Origin of the sequence: Klebsiella sp. K-3, from assembly GCF_051207495.1 — a bacterium.
GTDB classification, from domain to species: Bacteria; Pseudomonadota; Gammaproteobacteria; order Enterobacterales; family Enterobacteriaceae; genus Klebsiella; species Klebsiella aerogenes.
In genome coordinates this window covers 133287-151041 of sequence record NZ_JBPNXF010000004.1, presented here as the reverse complement: position 1 = coordinate 151041, position 17755 = coordinate 133287, and the positions used below count along the sequence as shown (strand labels likewise).

At 55.7% G+C, this 17755-nt stretch carries 18 protein-coding genes; 8 read left to right on the top strand and 10 right to left on the bottom strand.

Going from position 1 to position 17755, the window contains the following annotated elements:
• The first annotated feature begins 27 nt into the window (after positions 1 to 27).
• The gene (locus tag ACSEMK_RS07630) at positions 28 to 1026 is read left to right on the top strand and encodes a bile acid:sodium symporter family protein (protein ID WP_013878163.1); all 999 of its coding nucleotides are present in this window, start codon (positions 28 to 30) and stop codon (positions 1024 to 1026) included.
• Here ACSEMK_RS07630 and ACSEMK_RS07625 read toward each other — a convergent pair.
• From ACSEMK_RS07625 to zipA, 3 genes are all read right to left on the bottom strand, one after another.
• Positions 1023 to 1241: a DUF3820 family protein gene (locus ACSEMK_RS07625; RefSeq protein WP_013878164.1), complete on the bottom strand. Its 219-nt coding sequence runs from the start codon at positions 1239 to 1241 to the stop codon at positions 1023 to 1025. The genes ACSEMK_RS07630 and ACSEMK_RS07625 overlap by 4 nt on opposite strands.
• A gap of 1 nt (position 1242) precedes the next feature.
• Positions 1243 to 3258, bottom strand: a complete 2016-nt coding sequence (gene ligA, locus ACSEMK_RS07620) for an NAD-dependent DNA ligase LigA (protein WP_087858441.1) — start codon at positions 3256 to 3258, stop codon at positions 1243 to 1245.
• A gap of 76 nt (positions 3259 to 3334) precedes the next feature.
• The gene (gene zipA / locus ACSEMK_RS07615; RefSeq protein WP_430914724.1) at positions 3335 to 4417 is read right to left on the bottom strand and encodes a cell division protein ZipA; all 1083 of its coding nucleotides are present in this window, start codon (positions 4415 to 4417) and stop codon (positions 3335 to 3337) included.
• Between the two features lie 230 nt (positions 4418 to 4647).
• On the opposite strand from zipA, the gene cysZ reads away from it, so the two are divergent.
• The 5 genes from cysZ (at position 4648) to crr (ending at position 9519) form a co-directional block, all read left to right on the top strand.
• Positions 4648 to 5409, top strand: a complete 762-nt coding sequence (gene cysZ, locus ACSEMK_RS07610) for a sulfate transporter CysZ (protein WP_049060291.1) — start codon at positions 4648 to 4650, stop codon at positions 5407 to 5409.
• 177 nt (positions 5410 to 5586) lie between these two features.
• On the top strand, positions 5587 to 6558 hold the full coding sequence (gene cysK / locus ACSEMK_RS07605) for a cysteine synthase A (protein ID WP_045362238.1): 972 nt from the start codon (positions 5587 to 5589) through the stop codon (positions 6556 to 6558).
• 379 nt (positions 6559 to 6937) lie between these two features.
• Positions 6938 to 7195 carry a phosphocarrier protein Hpr gene (gene ptsH, locus ACSEMK_RS07600; RefSeq protein WP_000487600.1) on the top strand — a complete coding sequence of 86 codons (258 nt, stop codon included), beginning with the start codon at positions 6938 to 6940 and terminating at the stop codon, positions 7193 to 7195.
• A 44-nt stretch (positions 7196 to 7239) separates the two neighbouring features.
• Positions 7240 to 8967: a phosphoenolpyruvate-protein phosphotransferase PtsI gene (gene ptsI / locus ACSEMK_RS07595; protein WP_015365498.1), complete on the top strand. Its 1728-nt coding sequence runs from the start codon at positions 7240 to 7242 to the stop codon at positions 8965 to 8967.
• A 42-nt stretch (positions 8968 to 9009) separates the two neighbouring features.
• Complete coding sequence (crr, locus tag ACSEMK_RS07590) at positions 9010 to 9519, top strand: PTS glucose transporter subunit IIA (protein ID WP_015365497.1); 510 nt, start codon at positions 9010 to 9012, stop codon at positions 9517 to 9519.
• Between the two features lie 42 nt (positions 9520 to 9561).
• Here the strand turns inward: crr and ACSEMK_RS07585 are convergent, their stop codons facing one another.
• Together ACSEMK_RS07585 and pdxK are read right to left on the bottom strand one after the other, a co-directional pair.
• A complete protein-coding gene (locus tag ACSEMK_RS07585) occupies positions 9562 to 9789 on the bottom strand; it encodes a cytoplasmic protein (protein ID WP_087858440.1) in 228 nt (75 codons plus the stop codon).
• Positions 9790 to 9791: 2 nt separating this feature from the next.
• Entirely contained in the window at positions 9792 to 10655 is an 864-nt protein-coding gene (gene pdxK, locus ACSEMK_RS07580; protein ID WP_411325578.1) for a pyridoxine/pyridoxal/pyridoxamine kinase, read from the bottom strand.
• Positions 10656 to 10737: 82 nt separating this feature from the next.
• On the opposite strand from pdxK, the gene ptsJ reads away from it, so the two are divergent.
• Both ptsJ and ACSEMK_RS07570 read left to right on the top strand, forming a co-directional pair.
• Positions 10738 to 12033, top strand: a complete 1296-nt coding sequence (gene ptsJ / locus ACSEMK_RS07575; protein WP_411325579.1) for a transcriptional regulator PtsJ — start codon at positions 10738 to 10740, stop codon at positions 12031 to 12033.
• A gap of 14 nt (positions 12034 to 12047) precedes the next feature.
• A complete protein-coding gene (locus tag ACSEMK_RS07570; RefSeq protein ID WP_411325580.1) occupies positions 12048 to 12764 on the top strand; it encodes a type 1 glutamine amidotransferase in 717 nt (238 codons plus the stop codon).
• A 43-nt stretch (positions 12765 to 12807) separates the two neighbouring features.
• Here ACSEMK_RS07570 and cysM read toward each other — a convergent pair whose 3' ends face one another.
• From cysM to ACSEMK_RS07545, 5 genes are all read right to left on the bottom strand, one after another.
• Complete coding sequence (cysM, locus tag ACSEMK_RS07565) at positions 12808 to 13719, bottom strand: cysteine synthase CysM (protein ID WP_430914723.1); 912 nt, start codon at positions 13717 to 13719, stop codon at positions 12808 to 12810.
• A 98-nt stretch (positions 13720 to 13817) separates the two neighbouring features.
• Positions 13818 to 14912 carry a sulfate/thiosulfate ABC transporter ATP-binding protein CysA gene (gene cysA / locus ACSEMK_RS07560; RefSeq protein ID WP_015365491.1) on the bottom strand — a complete coding sequence of 365 codons (1095 nt, stop codon included), beginning with the start codon at positions 14910 to 14912 and terminating at the stop codon, positions 13818 to 13820.
• Positions 14902 to 15777 (bottom strand): sulfate/thiosulfate ABC transporter permease CysW, encoded by an 876-nt coding sequence (cysW, locus tag ACSEMK_RS07555; RefSeq protein ID WP_015365490.1) that lies wholly within the window; start codon positions 15775 to 15777, stop codon positions 14902 to 14904. Before cysW ends, cysA begins: the two co-directional genes overlap by 11 nt.
• Positions 15777 to 16610 carry a sulfate/thiosulfate ABC transporter permease CysT gene (gene cysT / locus ACSEMK_RS07550; protein ID WP_015365489.1) on the bottom strand — a complete coding sequence of 278 codons (834 nt, stop codon included), beginning with the start codon at positions 16608 to 16610 and terminating at the stop codon, positions 15777 to 15779. Before cysT ends, cysW begins: the two co-directional genes overlap by 1 nt.
• Positions 16610 to 17626 carry a sulfate ABC transporter substrate-binding protein gene (locus ACSEMK_RS07545; RefSeq protein WP_430914722.1) on the bottom strand — a complete coding sequence of 339 codons (1017 nt, stop codon included), beginning with the start codon at positions 17624 to 17626 and terminating at the stop codon, positions 16610 to 16612. The genes cysT and ACSEMK_RS07545 overlap by 1 nt, the downstream gene beginning before the upstream one ends.
• Positions 17627 to 17755 lie beyond the last annotated feature (129 nt).

Sequence of the window (17755 nt, the reverse complement as noted above, 5' to 3'; positions counted from 1 at the left end):
TAGCGGCATCGAATTTCAGGAGCGTTTATGAAACTTTTCCGCATTCTTGATCCATTTACACTGACATTGATCACCGTGGTTCTGCTGGCCTCGTTCTTCCCGGCGCGCGGCGAATTCGTCCCTTTCGTCGAGCATCTCACCACCGCCGCCATCGCGCTGTTATTCTTTATGCACGGCGCCAAGCTGTCGCGTGAAGCCATTATCGCCGGCGGCAGCCACTGGCGTTTACACCTGTGGGTGATGTGCAGCACCTTTATTGTTTTTCCGGTTCTGGGGGTTCTGTTTGCGTGGTGGGCGCCGATTAAGGTCGACCCGATGCTCTATAGCGGTTTTATTTACCTTTGTATCTTACCGGCGACCGTACAGTCAGCTATTGCTTTTACTTCGCTCGCCGGCGGTAACGTCGCCGCGGCGGTCTGTTCCGCTTCAGCGTCAAGTCTGCTCGGTATTTTTGTCTCGCCATTGCTGGTAGGACTGTTGATGCATTTGCATGGCGCTGGCGGCGATCTGGAACAGGTCGGTAAGATTATGCTGCAGCTGCTGCTGCCGTTTGTTCTTGGACACTTGTCGCGCCCGTGGATCGGTAGCTGGGTGGCGAAACATAAAAAATGGATTGGCAAAACCGACCAGACCTCAATCCTGCTGGTGGTCTACTCCGCCTTTAGCGAAGCCGTCGTCAATGGAATCTGGCATAAAGTGGGCGTAGGGTCGCTGTTGTTTATCGTCGTTGTCAGCCTGGTGCTATTGGCCATTGTCATCGCGATCAACGTTTTTGTTGCCCGCCGCTGCGGCTTTAGCAAGCCGGATGAAATTACCATCGTCTTCTGCGGCTCGAAAAAGAGCCTGGCGAACGGGATACCGATGGCGAATATCCTGTTCCCGGCATCGATTCTGGGGATAATGGTGCTGCCGCTAATGATCTTCCATCAGATCCAACTGATGGTCTGCGCCGTGCTGGCTCGTCGCTATAAAGCGCAAACAGACGCCCAACAGGCGCAGGAGAAATCCCGCGCTACGGCAGGTTAACGCGGTTGCTTCAGGGGCTGCACCAGTTGCGTCAGCCCCTCGGTCTTGATTAATAAGGTCAACGCCATCAGCTCGCCGAGATGCCCGGCAGGGAATTGATCCTTACGGGCAAACCACAGCAAATACTCTTCCGGGACGTCGATCAAACGGCGCCCCTTATATTTGCCAAATGGCATCTCGGTATTAGCGATCTCGATGAGCTGCGCTTTATCCACGTTATTCTCCCAGCAGGCGCATCATTTCGGCTTCGTCGATAACCTCAATGCCTAACTCCTGCGCCTTCGCAAGCTTAGAGCCCGCCGCTTCGCCGGCAATCACCAGATCGGTTTTCTTCGACACGCTGCCGGCGACTTTCGCCCCCATCGCGACCAGCCGCGCTTTGGCTTCATCGCGCGACAGCTGGCTCAGGCTACCGGTTAATACCACGGTTTTACCAGCAAACGGACTGTCAATTTCTTCCGCCTTCACCACCACCGGCGCCGGCCAGCGGACGCCTTCAGCGCGCAGTTGCGCGATGACCTCGCGGTTGCTCTCTTCGGCGAAGAAGTTAAAAGTATGCGTGGCGACGACAATCCCGACGTCAGGCACCTTCTGCAGTTCCTCAATTGAAGCCTGTTCCAGCGCTTCAATAGTGCCAAAATGGGCCGCCAGTCCCGCTGCTGTCGCTTCGCCAACTTCACGGATACCGAGCGCGTAAAGGAAGCGGGCGAAAGTCGTCTCTTTCGCTTTCTCCAGCGCGTTGACCACGTTTTGCGCCGATTTAGGCCCCATGCGATCCAGCCCGGTTAGTTTACCCGCGCTGAGACGGAACAGATCGGCTGGCGTATGGACGTACTCTTTCTCAACCAGCTGATCGATGATTTTATCGCCCATACCGTCGACATCCAGCGCCCGTCGGGAGACAAAGTGCTTCAGCGCTTCTTTACGCTGTGCGCCGCAGATAAGCCCGCCGGTACAGCGCGCCACCGCTTCCCCTTCCACGCGTTCAACATCGGAATGACATACCGGGCAATGGGTTGGGAAGATGATTTCACGCGTATGTTCCGGGCGTTCAGAAAGCACTACGTTGACGACCTGCGGGATCACGTCCCCCGCGCGGCGAATCACCACTTTGTCGCCAATACGCAGACCTAAACGTTCGATTTCGTCGGCGTTATGCAGGGTGGCGTTACTGACCAGAACCCCGGCCACATGCACCGGTTCAAGGCGCGCTACCGGCGTAATCGCCCCGGTACGGCCAACCTGGAATTCCACATCGTTGACAAAAGTCATCTGCTCCTGGGCCGGGAATTTAAAGGCTACCGCCCAGCGCGGGGCGCGGGCGACGAAACCAAGCTGCTCCTGCAGCGCCAGCGAATCGACTTTAATTACCACGCCGTCAATATCAAAACCAAGTTTCGGACGATCTTCTTCAACCTGGCGATAGTAAGTGAGCACTTCCTCTGGAGAATGACACAGCTTCACGCGGTCGCTCACCGGTAGCCCCCACTGCTTAAACTGCTGCAAACGCGCAGAGTGGCTGGCCGGCAGTTCGCCGCCTTCCAGCACGCCAACGCCGTAGCAGAAGAAAGTAAGCGGTCGCTTCGCGGTAATACGCGGGTCCAACTGGCGCAACGAGCCCGCAGCGGCATTGCGCGGGTTAGCAAACACTTTACCGCCGGTGCGGCGGGCTTCTTCATTAATTTTTTCAAATCCAGCCTGCGGCAGGAACACTTCTCCGCGCACTTCCAGACGCGCCGGGATATTGTCGCCGCGTAGCTTCAACGGAATAGCGCGAATGGTGCGCACGTTGGAGGTAATATCCTCGCCGGTGGTGCCATCGCCACGGGTCGCCGCCTGCATCAGCACGCCGTTTTCATAGAGGATGCTGACCGCCAGGCCATCGAGCTTGAGCTCGCAGCACCAGGTCAGATCCGCCGTATCGCTTAAACGGTCCTGCACGCGTTTGTTAAAGGCGAGGAAACTCTCTTCATCAAAGACGTTATCCAGCGATAGCATTGGCACTTCATGGCGAATCTGGCTAAAAGAGGCCAATGGCGCCGCGCCAACGCGCTGGGTTGGCGAGTCAGGGGTAATCAGTTCAGGATGTTGCGCTTCGAGTTCGCGCAGTTCGCGCATCAGCCGGTCATATTCCGCATCGGGAATCTCCGGGGTGTCCATAACATGATACAGATATTCATGATGGCGAAGGGTGGTTCGCAGTTCAGTCAGTTTTTGTTCGATTGGTTCCATATCGCACCATCAATGATAAAAAACCCCCGACGGGCGGGGGTTCAGATTAAGCAGACGACACGCTAGCGCGTAGAAATCAGGCGTTAGCCTCTTTTACTTCGCGAATACGATCCTGGTACTCACGCAGTTTCTGCGGCGTCATCATCCGACGCTGGTCGTCAAGCACCACGCCGCCAACTTCATCGGCGATGTACTGCGCCGACTGCAGCATCAGTTTAAAGTTTTGCAGCTCGTCGCCAAACGACGGCACCTGCATAAAGATAGTCACGCCCGGCGTGGTCATATCCACCATCGCATCCGGATTAAAGGTGCCAGGTTTAACCATGTTCGCCAGGCTGAACAATACCTGTCCGCTACCGTCCGGGCTTAAATGGCGATGGAAAATATTCATATCGCCAAACTTAAAGCCGGCCTGCTGGATGCTGTTGATCAGCAATTCACCATTAAGCTGCGAACCGTGATGCGCGGCGACGTTCATCACGATGACCGTCTCTTTGCGCTCTTTTGGCTGCGGCGCGGCGGCGGGCTGCTGAGGTTCAGCGGCTTGCGCTTCAGGGGCCGGTTGCGGCTGCGGCGCGGCTGGCTGTTGAACCGGCGCAGGTTGTTGAGCAACAGGTTGTTGGACTGGCGCCGGCTGTTGCGCTACAGGCTGCTGCGGCGCAGGCTGCACCGGCTGCTGGTATTGCGGCGGTACCGGCTGTGGCTGATGGACCGGCTGCGCTGGATGTACCGGCTGAGCAGGGGCAACATGATGCGGCGGCTGGGCCTGCGGCTGCGGAGCAACAGGCTGCTGCGGGCGCGGCGCGTGCGGCGGCGCCTGATGCACCGGCTCGTCCTGACGCACAGGTTGCTGCACCTGACGCTCGTACGGAGGCTGATACTGGTGTTGCGGCGCCTGACGAGGTGCTTCTTGCTCCCCATATGCGCCATTCGGGGCGTGATTAACCCGGTGAACGCGAACTTCACCTACGCCTTCAACATCGTCATCAAAGTCATCGCCTTCCGATGTTTCATCGTCGCGAGACTTCATACGTTTCAGTGGGCGATCGCGGAACATCGAGGAACGCTCTTTACGGCTGGTCCAGAAACCATGTACCAGTAAAGCGATTATGGCGATCGCGCCAACAATGATTAATATCAGACGCAAATCCTGCATCATTATATTCTCTGTTGTTCTAACACCTTGCCACCACGGCAAACATTTACTCACTAAGAGTATTTGCCGATTACATCAAGTGCAAGTGCGTCTGCCCCTTTCACCCCATAAAGATGAACTAAATCGTGCTTTTTGCTGTTTTTTCGAACATTTCCTAACTGGTTATTGTCTGACAACCCGATAAAATAAGCGGGCATTCACACTGAATGTTAAAAAAGGAGCATCGCCTGACTATGGTTTCATCATCCGCAACTACCCCACGTAGCGGCGTCTACTATTTTTCACAAGGCTGGAAACTCATCAGGCTGCCAGGGATCCGACGTTTCGTGTTCCTGCCTTTATTAGTTAACGTGATTCTGATGGGCGGCGCGTTCTGGTGGCTGTTTACCCGTCTCGATAGCTGGATCCCTTCATTAATGAGCCATGTGCCTGAATGGCTTCAGTGGTTAAACTACCTACTGTGGCCGGTGGCGGTTATCTCTATTTTGTTGGTATTTGGTTACTTCTTTTCGACTATCGCCAACTGGATTGCCGCGCCGTTTAGCGGCCTGCTGGCAGAACAGCTCGAAGCGCGGCTGACCGGCGCGACGCCGCCGGACGTTGGCGTATTCGGCATTATGAAAGATGTCCCGCGCATTATGAAACGCGAATGGCAAAAGTTTGCCTGGTACCTGCCGCGCGCCATCGTTCTGTTGCTGCTGTACTTTATCCCCGGCATTGGTCAAACCGTCGCGCCGGTACTGTGGTTCCTGTTTAGCGCCTGGATGCTGGCCATTCAGTACTGCGACTATCCGTTCGATAACCATAAAGTGCCGTTTAAAACCATGCGCGAGGCGCTGCGCTCGCGGAAGGTCATTAACATGCAGTTTGGCGCGCTGACCAGCCTGTTCACCATGATCCCGGTTCTCAACCTGGTGATTTTGCCAGTCGCTATCTGCGGCGCGACGGCGATGTGGGTGGATTGCTACCGCGATAAGCACGCGATGTGGAAATAGCGCGCTTAGCTGTCTCTTTCGGGGCGGTTCACGCCGCCCCTTATTTCCGTCTTATTCCTTCTTGCTCATCATTATTTCCCTTCAGCATATAGATATGCTAAATCCTTACTTCCGGATATTGTTTAAGCGGGTATGCTGAAGCCGTACCCCCAAATTTCATACAGTTAAGGACGGGCCATGAGTAAGATTTTTGAAGACAACTCCCTGACTATCGGTCATACGCCGCTGGTACGACTGAACCGCATCGGTAATGGCCGAATCCTGGCCAAGGTAGAATCTCGTAACCCGAGCTTTAGCGTTAAATGCCGTATCGGCGCCAATATGATTTGGGATGCTGAAAAGCGCGGCGTACTGAAACCGGGTGTGGAACTGGTTGAACCAACCAGCGGCAACACCGGTATTGCCCTTGCCTACGTCGCCGCCGCTCGCGGCTACAAACTGACGCTGACCATGCCGGAAACCATGAGCGTGGAACGCCGCAAGCTGCTGAAAGCGCTGGGCGCTAACCTGGTGCTGACCGAAGGCGCGAAAGGCATGAAAGGCGCCATCCAGAAGGCGGAAGAGATTGTCGCCAGCGACCCGGAAAAGTATCTGCTGCTGCAGCAGTTCAGTAACCCGGCGAACCCGGAAATTCACGAAAAAACCACCGGCCCGGAAATCTGGGAAGACACCGATGGCCAGGTTGACGTCTTTATTTCCGGCGTCGGTACCGGCGGTACTCTGACCGGTGTTTCTCGTTATATTAAAGGCACGAAAGGCAAAAAAGATCTGATTACCGTCGCCGTTGAGCCGACCGACTCGCCGGTTATCACTCAGGCGCTGGCTGGCGAAGAGCTGAAACCTGGCCCGCACAAAATTCAGGGCATCGGCGCCGGCTTTATCCCGGGCAACCTCGACCTGAAACTGGTCGATAAAGTGGTCGCTATTACCAATGAAGAGGCTATCTCCACCGCCCGTCGCCTGATGGAAGAAGAAGGCATTCTGGCCGGTATCTCTTCCGGCGCGGCTGTCGCCGCGGCGTTAAAGCTGCAGGAAGATGAAGCCTTTACCAATAAGAATATTGTGGTTATCCTACCGTCTTCCGGTGAGCGTTATTTAAGCACGGCGCTGTTCGCAGATCTCTTCACCGAGAAAGAATTGCAACAGTAGTGCCAGTTTGTAAAAACCGTGTAAAAAAGCACCTTTTCGGGTGCTTTTTTGTGGCATACGTCAAAGTTTTACCCCTCCTGGCATTGATTCACCTCGTAGGGTCTGGTATTTAACCAGCACATTTATTTTGAAGCGCGAAATTATTCAGATTTGGATTTCCGCAGGCTGAATCGATTTTATGATTTGGTTCAAGTCTTCCTTTCGCGGCATAATGTTTAATGAAGTGCTAGACGTCAACGGACTTAAGGTCCTCTCAGCGGTTTCGCTGCTGACGCCTTAGCCACACACGTAACGCCGGCGCTAACAATACAGGCTAAAGTTTGGTCGTTAGGCTAGACTTTAGGTCCACAACACTAAACCTATAAGTTGGGGAAATATAATGTTCCAGCAAGAAGTTACCATTACCGCTCCGAACGGTCTGCACACCCGCCCTGCTGCTCAGTTTGTTAAAGAAGCGAAAGGCTTCACTTCTGAGATCACTGTAACCTCCAACGGCAAAAGCGCCAGCGCAAAAAGCCTGTTCAAACTGCAAACTCTGGGCCTGACTCAGGGTACCGTTGTGACCATCTCCGCTGAAGGCGAAGATGAGCAAAAAGCAGTTGAGCATCTGGTTAAACTGATGGCTGAACTCGAGTAAGTTCACGGGTTCTTTTTAATATCAGTCACAAGTAAGGTAGGGTTATGATTTCAGGCATTTTAGCATCCCCGGGTATCGCTTTCGGCAAGGCTCTCCTGCTGAAAGAAGATGAAATTGTCATCGACCGGAAGAAAATTTCTGCCGATAAGGTTGATCAGGAAGTTGAACGTTTCCTGAACGGCCGCACCAAGGCCTCCGCCCAGCTGGAGGTCATCAAAACCAAAGCTGGTGAAACTTTCGGTGAAGAAAAAGAAGCCATCTTCGAAGGGCATATTATGCTGCTGGAAGATGAGGAGCTTGAGCAGGAAATCATAGCCCTGATTAAAGATAAGCACATGACTGCCGATGCGGCAGCCAATGAAGTTATCGAAGGTCAGGCAACTGCACTGGAAGAGCTGGATGATGAATACCTGAAAGAGCGTGCCGCTGACGTACGCGACATCGGTAAACGTCTGCTGCGCAACATTCTGGGCCTGGCAATCATCGATCTGAGCGCTATCGCGGATGAAGTCATCCTCGTTGCCGCCGATCTGACCCCGTCGGAAACCGCACAGCTGAACCTGAATAAGGTGCTGGGTTTCATCACCGACGCGGGCGGCCGTACTTCCCACACCTCTATCATGGCGCGCTCCCTTGAACTGCCGGCAATCGTCGGTACCGGAAGCGTCACCTCCCAGGTGAAAAACGGCGACTATCTGATTCTTGATGCGGTTAACAACCAGGTTCTGGTTAACCCAAGCAACGAAAAAATCGAAGAGCTGCGTGCGCTGCAGGCGCAGGTTGCTGAAGAAAAAGCAGAACTGGCGAAACTGAAAGATCTGCCGGCCATCACTCTCGACGGTCATCAGGTTGAAGTTTGCGCTAACATCGGTACCGTTCGCGACGTAGACGGCGCTGAGCGCAACGGCGCGGAAGGCGTAGGCCTGTACCGTACTGAATTCCTGTTCATGGACCGCGATTCTCTGCCGACTGAAGAAGAACAGTTCGCAGCCTATAAAGCGGTGGCTGAAGCGTGCGGCTCACAGGCCGTTATCGTTCGCACCATGGACATCGGCGGCGATAAAGAGCTGCCGTACATGAACTTCCCGAAAGAAGAGAACCCGTTCCTCGGTTGGCGCGCCGTGCGTATCGCGATGGATCGTAAAGAGATCCTCCGCGACCAGGTTCGCGCTATCCTGCGAGCCTCCGCTTTCGGTAAACTGCGCATCATGTTCCCGATGATCATCTCTGTTGAAGAAGTGCGCGCACTGAAGAAAGAGATTGAGATCTACAAACAGGAACTGCGTGACGAAGGTAAAGCTTTTGACGAATCGATTGAGATCGGCGTGATGGTGGAAACCCCGGCGGCCGCGACCATTGCTCGTCATTTAGCCAAAGAAGTTGATTTCTTTAGTATCGGAACCAATGATTTAACGCAATATACTCTGGCAGTTGACCGTGGTAATGATATGATCTCGCATCTTTACCAGCCGATGTCACCGTCTGTGCTGACTCTGATCAAGCAAGTTATTGATGCTTCTCATGCAGAAGGCAAATGGACTGGTATGTGTGGTGAGCTTGCGGGCGATGAACGTGCTACACTTCTGTTGCTGGGTATGGGGCTGGACGAATTCTCTATGAGCGCCATTTCCATCCCGCGCATCAAGAAGATTATTCGTAACACGAACTTCGAAGATGCGAAAGTATTAGCAGAGCAGGCTCTTGCTCAACCGACGACGGACGAGTTAATGACGCTGGTTAACAAGTTCATTGAAGAAAAAACAATCTGCTAATCCACGAGATGCGCGGCCCAAATTACTGCTTAGGAGAAGATCATGGGTTTGTTCGATAAACTGAAATCTCTGGTTTCTGATGACAAAAAAGACACCGGAACTATTGAGATTGTTGCTCCGCTCTCTGGCGAGATCGTCAACATCGAAGACGTGCCGGATGTGGTTTTTGCGGAGAAAATTGTGGGTGATGGCATTGCCATCAAACCTACTGGCAACAAAATGGTTGCGCCGGTAGAGGGTACCATCGGTAAAATTTTTGAAACCAACCATGCTTTCTCTATTGAATCCGATAGCGGCATTGAGCTGTTTGTTCACTTCGGTATCGATACCGTTGAACTGAAAGGCGAAGGCTTCAAGCGCATCGCTGAAGAAGGTCAGCGCGTGAAAGTCGGCGACCCGGTTATCGAATTCGATCTGCCGCTGCTGGAAGAAAAAGCCAAGTCTACCCTGACTCCGGTTGTTATCTCCAACATGGACGAGATCAAAGAGCTGATCAAACTGTCCGGTAGCGTCACCGTTGGTGAAACTCCGGTTATCCGCATCAAGAAGTAATTCTTGCTTGCCGAGAAAATGGCGCCTGAAGGCGCCATTTTTTTATGCCGGCCGGTAGCACTTTTCACTCGCCAGGATCTTCATCCCCTGCGGGCTACTTTCCAGAATACGCCGTTCGCTATCCGCGACCCATAGCTCGCACTGGTAGCCAGGATCGCTTTCAAACAACGACCTCGCCCTACAGGCATCTTCCAGCGCGTTCATTCCCGTCGTCTCATAATGGCCGACGGTTCTTCCTTCCCTGCGTACCACTAACCGATAGCTATGCATCGTTATTGCGCTCCAGACGGCGGTAAAATGAGTTCATCGCAGCCCTGACTCTCGGTCCAGGTCATTACCGCCAGCACGCGCTGAGCGGCGGCGCGCGTAGCGTCGCCCAACGGCATGTCGCGTACCAGGTTGCTGATGAGTTCGGCGCAGAACAGATCGCCGGTGCCTTTAAGGTCAGTTTCGACGCGAGGATGGACGACCACTTCGACCGCGTCGTCGGTGACAACCAGCACGTTAATAGTCGAAGCATCCAGTCCAGGTGCGCTGGTAATCACCACCCATTTTAGCGTATCGGAAAGCAGACTTCGCGCGGCGACCACCGCTTCCTGCTGGTTGTGGCACGGCATGCCGCTGAGGGTTTCGAGCTCGAACAGATTTGGCGTGATACCCCGCGCCAGCGGCAACAGGTGGTGGCGATAAGCCTCGGGGATCTCCGCTTTTACGTAGATGCCGCTATCCACATCGCCAATCACCGGGTCAACCAGAATACAGAGGTCGGGATGGTGCACGTGGATCCGCTGCAGCCACTGCGCCAGCAGCGCAATTTGCCCGGCGCTGCCCATATACCCGGTGGTTACCGCCCGCAGTTCGCGAAGCGCATCACGCTCCTCCAGCGCCCTCAGATAGCCGCTAAACCACTCTTCCGGGATCACTCCACCGTAGAAAGTATCGTAATGTGGGGTATTGCTGAATAACACTGTCGGCACCGCCATCACCCGTAATTCATGCTGCTTGATTGCCGGTACCGCGATACTGTTGCCAACGCTGCCGTATACCACCTGCGATTGCACCGCCACAATATCAACCTCCAGCGCCCGGCTGTGGTCGTTAAAGAGCACGGACTGTATTTCGTCTTGCTGACTCATCCTTTCTCCCCCCGCTGGACAGCGGGTCATACTCTGATTATCATTCGTCCTATGCTAAAATTCATTTTGTCATAGGTCAATAATGTTCACCGGAAAAACCGCAAGCGAGATTTTCGATAACATCCGTCATCTGGTGCAGAGCGGCGCGTTGCAACCCGGCGAGGCGCTGCCGCCGGTGCGCGAACTGGCAGGCGAACTGGCAGTCAACCGCAATACGGTGGCGGCGGCCTACAAGCGGCTGGTGACTTCAGGGCTCGCCGTCAGTCAGGGGCGCAACGGCACGGCCATTAAGGCGCGCAATACGCTTAATGCGGTCGAGGGCGGCGATCCAACGACATCGCTGATTGATATTTCCGGCGGCAATCCGGATCCACGATGTCTGCCGGATATTGGCCGTTTTCTTCCGCAGCTGGCGCAGACCCCGCACTTATATGGCGATGCTGCCGTTGAGCCACGGCTGGCTGTCTGGGCCCGGGAGTGGGTCAGTCGCGATATCGGCCACGAATTTGACATCAACTTGACCAGCGGCGCGATTGACGCCCTGGAACGCCTGCTCTGCGCGCTGCTGCTACCCGGCGACAGCGTCGCGGTAGAAGACCCCTGCTTTCTGAGCAGCATCAATATGCTGCGTTACGCCGGTTTCCAGCCCAGCCCTGTCGCCGTGGACGGTGAAGGCATGGACCCGGAGCGGCTTGAAGAAGCCCTGCGCAACGGCGCCCGCGCGGTAATACTGACTCCACGCGCCCACAACCCGACCGGCTGCAGTTTGACGCCGGAGCGCGCACAAGCGATCCGCGCCGTGCTCGCTCGCTATCCGCAGACGCTGGCGATCGTTGACGATCACTTCGCCCTGCTCTCAGCGACACGCTGGCACAATCCGCTACCTGAAGGCATTCAGCGTTGGGCGCTGGTGCGCTCAATGTCTAAAACCCTGGGCCCGGATTTGCGGCTGGCGATAGTCGCCAGCGACCCGACAACCTCGGCGGCGCTGCGCCTGCGCCTGAACGCCGGTAGCCAGTGGGTCAGCCATTTACTGCAAGAGCTGGCGTTCGCCTGCCTGAATGATAGCGCTTTTGCCGCTTCTCTGACTGCGAGCCAGCGCCATTATCAGCAGCAAAATCAGCGGCTCACCGCCGCGTTGGCCCACCACGGCGCTGGCGATTATCCGCCTGGCGATGGTCTTAACTTCTGGCTGCCGCTATCAGCCGCCAGCCAGCCGCTGGCGTTGCGTCTGGCGCGGGCCGGTTGGCTGGTGCGTGAAGGTGAAGCCTTTGGCGTGAAAACACCGTCGCACGGTCTGCGCCTGTCGCTGGGCGCCTTAACGGAGGCGCAAATTGAACAACTTGCACACGATTTATCGCTGGTCTTACCTTGTTAAACACGGGAGTTGTTATGCGGATCCACTTTATCGTCCATGAAGTTTTTGAAGCGCCCGGCGCCTATCTGCGCTGGGTTAACGCGCGCGGCTATCAGGCCAGCTGGTCGCGGGTTTATGCCGGGGATCCGCTGCCGGCGAGTGCCGAGGGTTTTGATATGCTGGTGGTACTTGGCGGCCCGCAATCACCACGCACCACGCTTGCCGAGTGCCCATGGTTTGATGCCCATACCGAGAAAAACCTGATTGCCCAGGCGATTGCCGCCGGGCGTATCGTGGTCGGGATTTGTCTCGGATCGCAGCTCATCGGCGAAGCGCTGGGTGCGCCGGTGATGCAAAGCCCGGAAAAAGAGATTGGCCACTATCCTATCATCATGACCACCGCCGGGCTGCAGGATGACAACATCGCCCATTTCGGACCATCGGTGGTAGTCGGTCACTGGCACAACGATATGCCGGGCCTGACGCCTGCGGCGGAAGTCCTGGCTTCCAGCGAAGGGTGCCCGCGGCAAATCGTCAAATATAGCGATCGGGTCTACGGTTTTCAGTGCCATATGGAGTTTGACGCGGAGGTCATCGAGTTATTAATTACGCACTCGCAACCTGAACTTGCCGCCGCAAAAGGCAGGCGCTTTATTCGCAGCGAAGATGAAATGAGGCAATGGGATTATCGCGAGATGAATCAAAAGCTATGGGCGTTTCTGGATAAGCTGGTAGCGAAATACGCACTTTAGTTAACCGGCCCCCATGCCTGGCATCGGGGCCGTGATAGCGCGTTTAGATACCCGCCCCCTGGCTGAAGTGTTCTTCGCCGAACACGCCGGTTGAGAGATAGCGATCGCCGCGATCGCAGATGATCGCCACCACCACCGCGCCCGGATTGGCGCGAGCAATACGCAACGCCCCGGCAACCGCGCCGCCGGAACTGACGCCACAGAAGATCCCTTCCTGTACGGCCAGCTGGCGCATCGTGTTTTCCGCATCCTGCTGGTGGATATCCAGTACCTCATCGACCAACGAGGCATTAAAAATGCCCGGCATATATTTCTGCGGCCAGCGGCGGATCCCCGGAATGCTGCTGCCCTCTTCCGGCTGTAGCCCAATGATGCTTACCGGCTTCGCCTGTTTGCGCAGAAAACGCGATACGCCGGTAATCGTACCGGTGGTGCCCATGCTGGAAACAAAGTGGGTAATACGCCCGTCCGTCTGGCGCCAGATCTCCGGGCCGGTGGTGGTGTAATGAGCGTAAGGGTTATCGGGATTGTTAAACTGATCCAATAGTTTACCCTCGCCACGCTCGGCCATCGCGGCGGCCAGATCGCGAGCACCCTCCATCCCCTGCTCTTTGGTGACCAGAATCAATTCAGCGCCGTAGGCGCGCATCGCGGCACGGCGCTCCTGGCTCATGTTGTCCGGCATCAGCAGTTTCATCTGATAGCCTTTTAACGCCGCAATCATCGCCAGCGCGATACCGGTATTACCGCTGGTCGCCTCGATCAATACATCGCCGGGTTTAATTTCACCGCGCTTTTCCGCTTCGACAATCATCGATAGCGCAGCGCGATCTTTTACCGAGCCCGCCGGGTTGTTGCCCTCAAGCTTAAGCCAAATTTCGCTGCCGTTGTCCGGCCCCAGACGTTGTAATTTCACCAGAGGCGTGTTGCCGATTGTTTGTTCTAATGTGTTCACTTCAGCTGTCCAATAAAAAGCCCGGCCGCGTCATGCGCTCCGGGCTGTCAGCCGGGGCAGCGCTGCGCCGCCCGGCAAAAGCACGTGGATTTAAGCTATCAGGCCGACTCTGCCAGAGCAAGTTCGCCGCGCGGTTCGATGCGCTCGGTTCCGTTATACAGGCGCGCATTCTGCAAGCCGACAAACAGGCGTTCGCCGCGGGACGGGGCCTCATCGCCCGCCAGCACCACGCTCAGCGGTTCGTCATACCACCCCAGAGGCTGGACAACTAATTGGGTGTAGTGCCCCTTCGGACTGGCTTCCAGCACCTGCACCGGCAACGGCGAATCCAGGCTGGTACGGCGGCTGATATCTACTTCCCACGGTCGCAGGAACAGATCGACCGGCCCCTGATATGCAGGGGTATAGCCTAAAGGCCAGCGGTGGGCGCCGACGTGGAACTGGCCGCCGCGAATGGTGCCCTGCAGGCGGTTAACTTCGCCCATAAACTCAAGCACAAAACGGGTCGAAGGTTCGCGCCAGACGCGTTCAGGCGCATCGGCCTGTTCGATGTTGCCCTGGCTCATTACCACTACCCGATCGGCGACTTCCATCGCCTCTTCCTGGTCGTGGGTAACAAACACGCTGGTGAATTTTAACTCTTCATGTAGCTGGCGCAGCCAGCGGCGCAGTTCTTTACGCACCTGCGCATCCAGCGCGCCAAAGGGTTCATCCAGCAGCAGAATTTGCGGCTCGACCGCCAGCGCGCGCGCTAACGCCACGCGTTGCTTCTGGCCGCCGGAAAGCTGCGCCGGATAACGGTCGGCAAGATGGGCCAGTTGCACCATCTCCAGCAGTTTGGTCACTTTGGCTTTAATCGCCGCCGCATTGGGACGCTCACGGCGCGGCAGCACGGTCAGGCCAAAGGCGATGTTATCGAATACCGTCATATGCCGAAACAGCGCATAGTGCTGGAAAACAAAGCCCACTTTACGATCGCGGGCGTGCATCCGGCTCACGTCGGTACCGTGAAAACGGATATGGCCGCTGGATTGATGCTCCAGCCCGGCGATAATCCGCAATAAGGTGGTTTTACCGGAGCCGGACGGCCCCAACAGCGCAACCATTTGCCCGGAAGGGATATCCAGCGAGATATCATTCAGCACCTGGGTGCGACCAAACGATTTCTTAATATTGGCAATCTCAATGCTCATGATTTCCCTCCTGTTGCGCGCGTTTTTCCTGATTGGCCAGACGCCATTGCAACATACTCTTTAAAAACAGGGTCAAAATAGCCATTAACGTCAGCAGGGCCGCGGCGGTAAACGAACCGACGGTGTTATAGTCCTGCTGCAGTAATTCAATTTGCAGCGGCAGCGACAACGTTTCGCCGCGGATCGAGCCGGAAACGACCGACACCGCGCCAAATTCGCCAATCGCGCGGGCATTGGTCAACACCACGCCGTACAGCAGCGCCCAGCGAATATTGGGTAGCGTCACCCGGCGGAACATCTGCCAACCGGAAGCGCCAAGCAGGATCGCCGCTTCATCTTCGTTGCTCCCCTGACTCATCATCACCGGTACCAGCTCGCGGACCACAAACGGACAGGTGACGAAGATAGTCGCCAGCACCATGCCCGGCCAGGCGAACATGATCTGCAGGTTGTGCTCATCAAGCCAGCCGCCGAGTGGGCCGTTGGAGCCGTAAAACAGCAAATAAACCAGACCTGCCACCACCGGCGAGACGGCGAACGGGATATCCAGCATCGTCAGCAGCAGCTGGCGGCCAGGGAAGGTAAAGCGCGTCACCAGCCAGGCCAGCAGCGTACCGAACACCAGATTCACCGGCACGGTAATCAACGCGATCATCACCGTCAGCCAGATGGCGTGCAGCATGTCCGGATTGGCCAGGTTTTCCAGCACCGGCATTAACCCTTTACTGAAAGCCTGGACAAAAATATAAATCATCGGCACCACGAGGATGAAGGCGGATACCAGCATCCCGACGCCGATCAGAAACCATTTGCCCCAGTTGATCCGGGGCGCGTCATAGCGCTTCAATTGAGTAACTTCCGCCATTAGTGACCTACCACGCGTCGACCAAAGCGACTCTGCAGGGTGTTGATAGAGAACAGCAGCAGCAGCGAAGCCGCGAGGATCACCGAGGCAATCGCGCTCGCCGCCGGGTAATCAAACTCCTGCAAACGAATGAAAATCATCAGCGAAGTCACTTCCGTTTTCCATGCGATGTTGCCGGCGATAAAGATCACCGCACCGAACTCGCCAAGGCTGCGGGTAAACGACAGCGCAATCCCCGCCAGCAGAGCTGGCGACAGTTCAGGCAGCACCACTTTGCGGAAACTCTGTAAGCGCGTCGCGCCGAGGGTTTCCGCCGCTTCTTCATATTCCGGCCCTAATTCTTCCAGCACCGGCTGCACGGTACGCACCACAAACGGAATACTGGTAAAGGCCATCGCCACCGCGATGCCAAGCCAGGTATAGGTCACTTTGATATCAAACTTCGCCAGCCACTCGCCGTACAAGCCATTAACCGAAAACAGCGAGGCCAGCGTCAGGCCCGCCACTGCCGTTGGCAGCGCGAACGGCAGGTCCATTAGGGCATCGAGCAGCGTACGGCCCGGGAAACGATAGCGGGTAAGGATCCACGCCATCAGCAGGCCGAACACGCCGTTAAAAATCGACGCCACAAAAGCAGACAGCAGCGTGACTTTATAGGCGGCGACCACCTGCGGGTTGGTAATCACCTCCCAATACTGCGCCCAGCTCATCTGCGCCAGCTGCATCACCAGCGCGCTGAGCGGCAACAGTAAAATCAGGCACACAAACAGCAGGCTGGTGCCAAGGCTCAGGGTAAAGCCCGGCAGCACGCGCTTGGACGACACAGCCAACATTACTGACGCCCCGCTGCCAGCAGTTTGTCCAGCTCACCGCCGCTGACGAAGTGGGTTTTCATCACTTCAGGCCAGCTGCCGAACTGGTCTTCCACGCGGAACAGTTCGGTCTGCGGGAATTTATCTTTCAGCGACGCCATCACTTTCGGGTCGTTCACGCGATAGTAGTAATCGGTGATGATGGTCTGCGCCTGCGGACTATAGAGATAGTTCAGGTAGGCTTTCGCCGCTTTTTCAGTACCGTTGGCCTTAACGTTTTTGTCTACCCACGCTACCGGGAATTCGGCGAGGATATTGACCTTCGGCACAACGACTTCAAACCCCTGCGCTTCATACTGTTTACGGATGTGGTTAACTTCCGATTCAAAAGTAATCAGCACATCGCCTAGCCCGCGCTCGACGAAGGTGGTGGTCGCGCCGCGACCGCCGGTATCGAATACCTCGACGTTCTTCAGGAACTGGGTCATGAACTGTTCGGTTTTGGCTTTATCGCCGCCATCGGCTTTGTCCGCCGCTCCCCAGGCCGCAAGATAGGTATAACGCGCGTTGCCTGAAGTTTTAGGATTCGGGAAGATCAGCTTCACGTCAGAACGCACCAGATCGTTCCAGTCATGAATATTTTTGGGGTTGCCCTTACGCACCAGGAAAGCCATGGTCGAATAGAACGGTGAGCTGTTATTCGGCAGACGGCTCTGCCAGTCTGCCGGGATCAGGTTGCCTTTATCATGCAGAATCTGGACGTCCGTCACCTGGTTATAGGTCACGACGTCAGCCTTCAGACCTTGCAGAATCGCCAACGCCTGCTTGGAAGAGCCCGCATGGGACTGCTTGATGGTCAGCTTATCCCCGCCGTTTTCTTTTGCCCACTGCTGCTCAAAAGGCGGATTAAGGGCGGCGAACAGCTCGCGGGAAACATCATAGGAACTGTTCAGCAGTTCAGTCGCCTGCGCCTGCGCCACCAGCAGCATGGAAGCCGCCAGCGCCAGATATCCTTTTTTCAGTGATTTAACGGCCATTGCGCACCCTTATCAAAAATGATCATTTACTGATGATCATCATATTTATAACGAGTACGAAAGGAGTAACGGTTTTATATACCGTTTGGCGATTTGGAAGTAGAAAAGAGAATAAGCAACTGGCAAAGC

What these genes read in the sequence shown, in the direction of transcription:
- ptsJ (WP_411325579.1), top strand. Translation starts at nt 10,738, where the DNA reads ATGTTCACCGGAAAAACCGCAAGCGAGATTTTCGATAACATCCGTCAT.
- cysA (WP_015365491.1), bottom strand. Translation starts at nt 14,912, where the DNA reads ATGAGCATTGAGATTGCCAATATTAAGAAATCGTTTGGTCGCACCCAG.
- ptsH (WP_000487600.1), top strand. Translation starts at nt 6,938, where the DNA reads ATGTTCCAGCAAGAAGTTACCATTACCGCTCCGAACGGTCTGCACACC.
- ligA (WP_087858441.1), bottom strand. Translation starts at nt 3,258, where the DNA reads ATGGAACCAATCGAACAAAAACTGACTGAACTGCGAACCACCCTTCGC.
- ptsI (WP_015365498.1), top strand. Translation starts at nt 7,240, where the DNA reads ATGATTTCAGGCATTTTAGCATCCCCGGGTATCGCTTTCGGCAAGGCT.
- cysT (WP_015365489.1), bottom strand. Translation starts at nt 16,610, where the DNA reads ATGTTGGCTGTGTCGTCCAAGCGCGTGCTGCCGGGCTTTACCCTGAGC.
- ACSEMK_RS07630 (WP_013878163.1), top strand. Translation starts at nt 28, where the DNA reads ATGAAACTTTTCCGCATTCTTGATCCATTTACACTGACATTGATCACC.
- cysW (WP_015365490.1), bottom strand. Translation starts at nt 15,777, where the DNA reads ATGGCGGAAGTTACTCAATTGAAGCGCTATGACGCGCCCCGGATCAAC.
- ACSEMK_RS07585 (WP_087858440.1), bottom strand. Translation starts at nt 9,789, where the DNA reads ATGCATAGCTATCGGTTAGTGGTACGCAGGGAAGGAAGAACCGTCGGC.
- zipA (WP_430914724.1), bottom strand. Translation starts at nt 4,417, where the DNA reads ATGATGCAGGATTTGCGTCTGATATTAATCATTGTTGGCGCGATCGCC.
- crr (WP_015365497.1), top strand. Translation starts at nt 9,010, where the DNA reads ATGGGTTTGTTCGATAAACTGAAATCTCTGGTTTCTGATGACAAAAAA.
- ACSEMK_RS07545 (WP_430914722.1), bottom strand. Translation starts at nt 17,626, where the DNA reads ATGGCCGTTAAATCACTGAAAAAAGGATATCTGGCGCTGGCGGCTTCC.
- cysZ (WP_049060291.1), top strand. Translation starts at nt 4,648, where the DNA reads ATGGTTTCATCATCCGCAACTACCCCACGTAGCGGCGTCTACTATTTT.
- pdxK (WP_411325578.1), bottom strand. Translation starts at nt 10,655, where the DNA reads ATGAGTCAGCAAGACGAAATACAGTCCGTGCTCTTTAACGACCACAGC.
- cysK (WP_045362238.1), top strand. Translation starts at nt 5,587, where the DNA reads ATGAGTAAGATTTTTGAAGACAACTCCCTGACTATCGGTCATACGCCG.
- ACSEMK_RS07570 (WP_411325580.1), top strand. Translation starts at nt 12,048, where the DNA reads ATGCGGATCCACTTTATCGTCCATGAAGTTTTTGAAGCGCCCGGCGCC.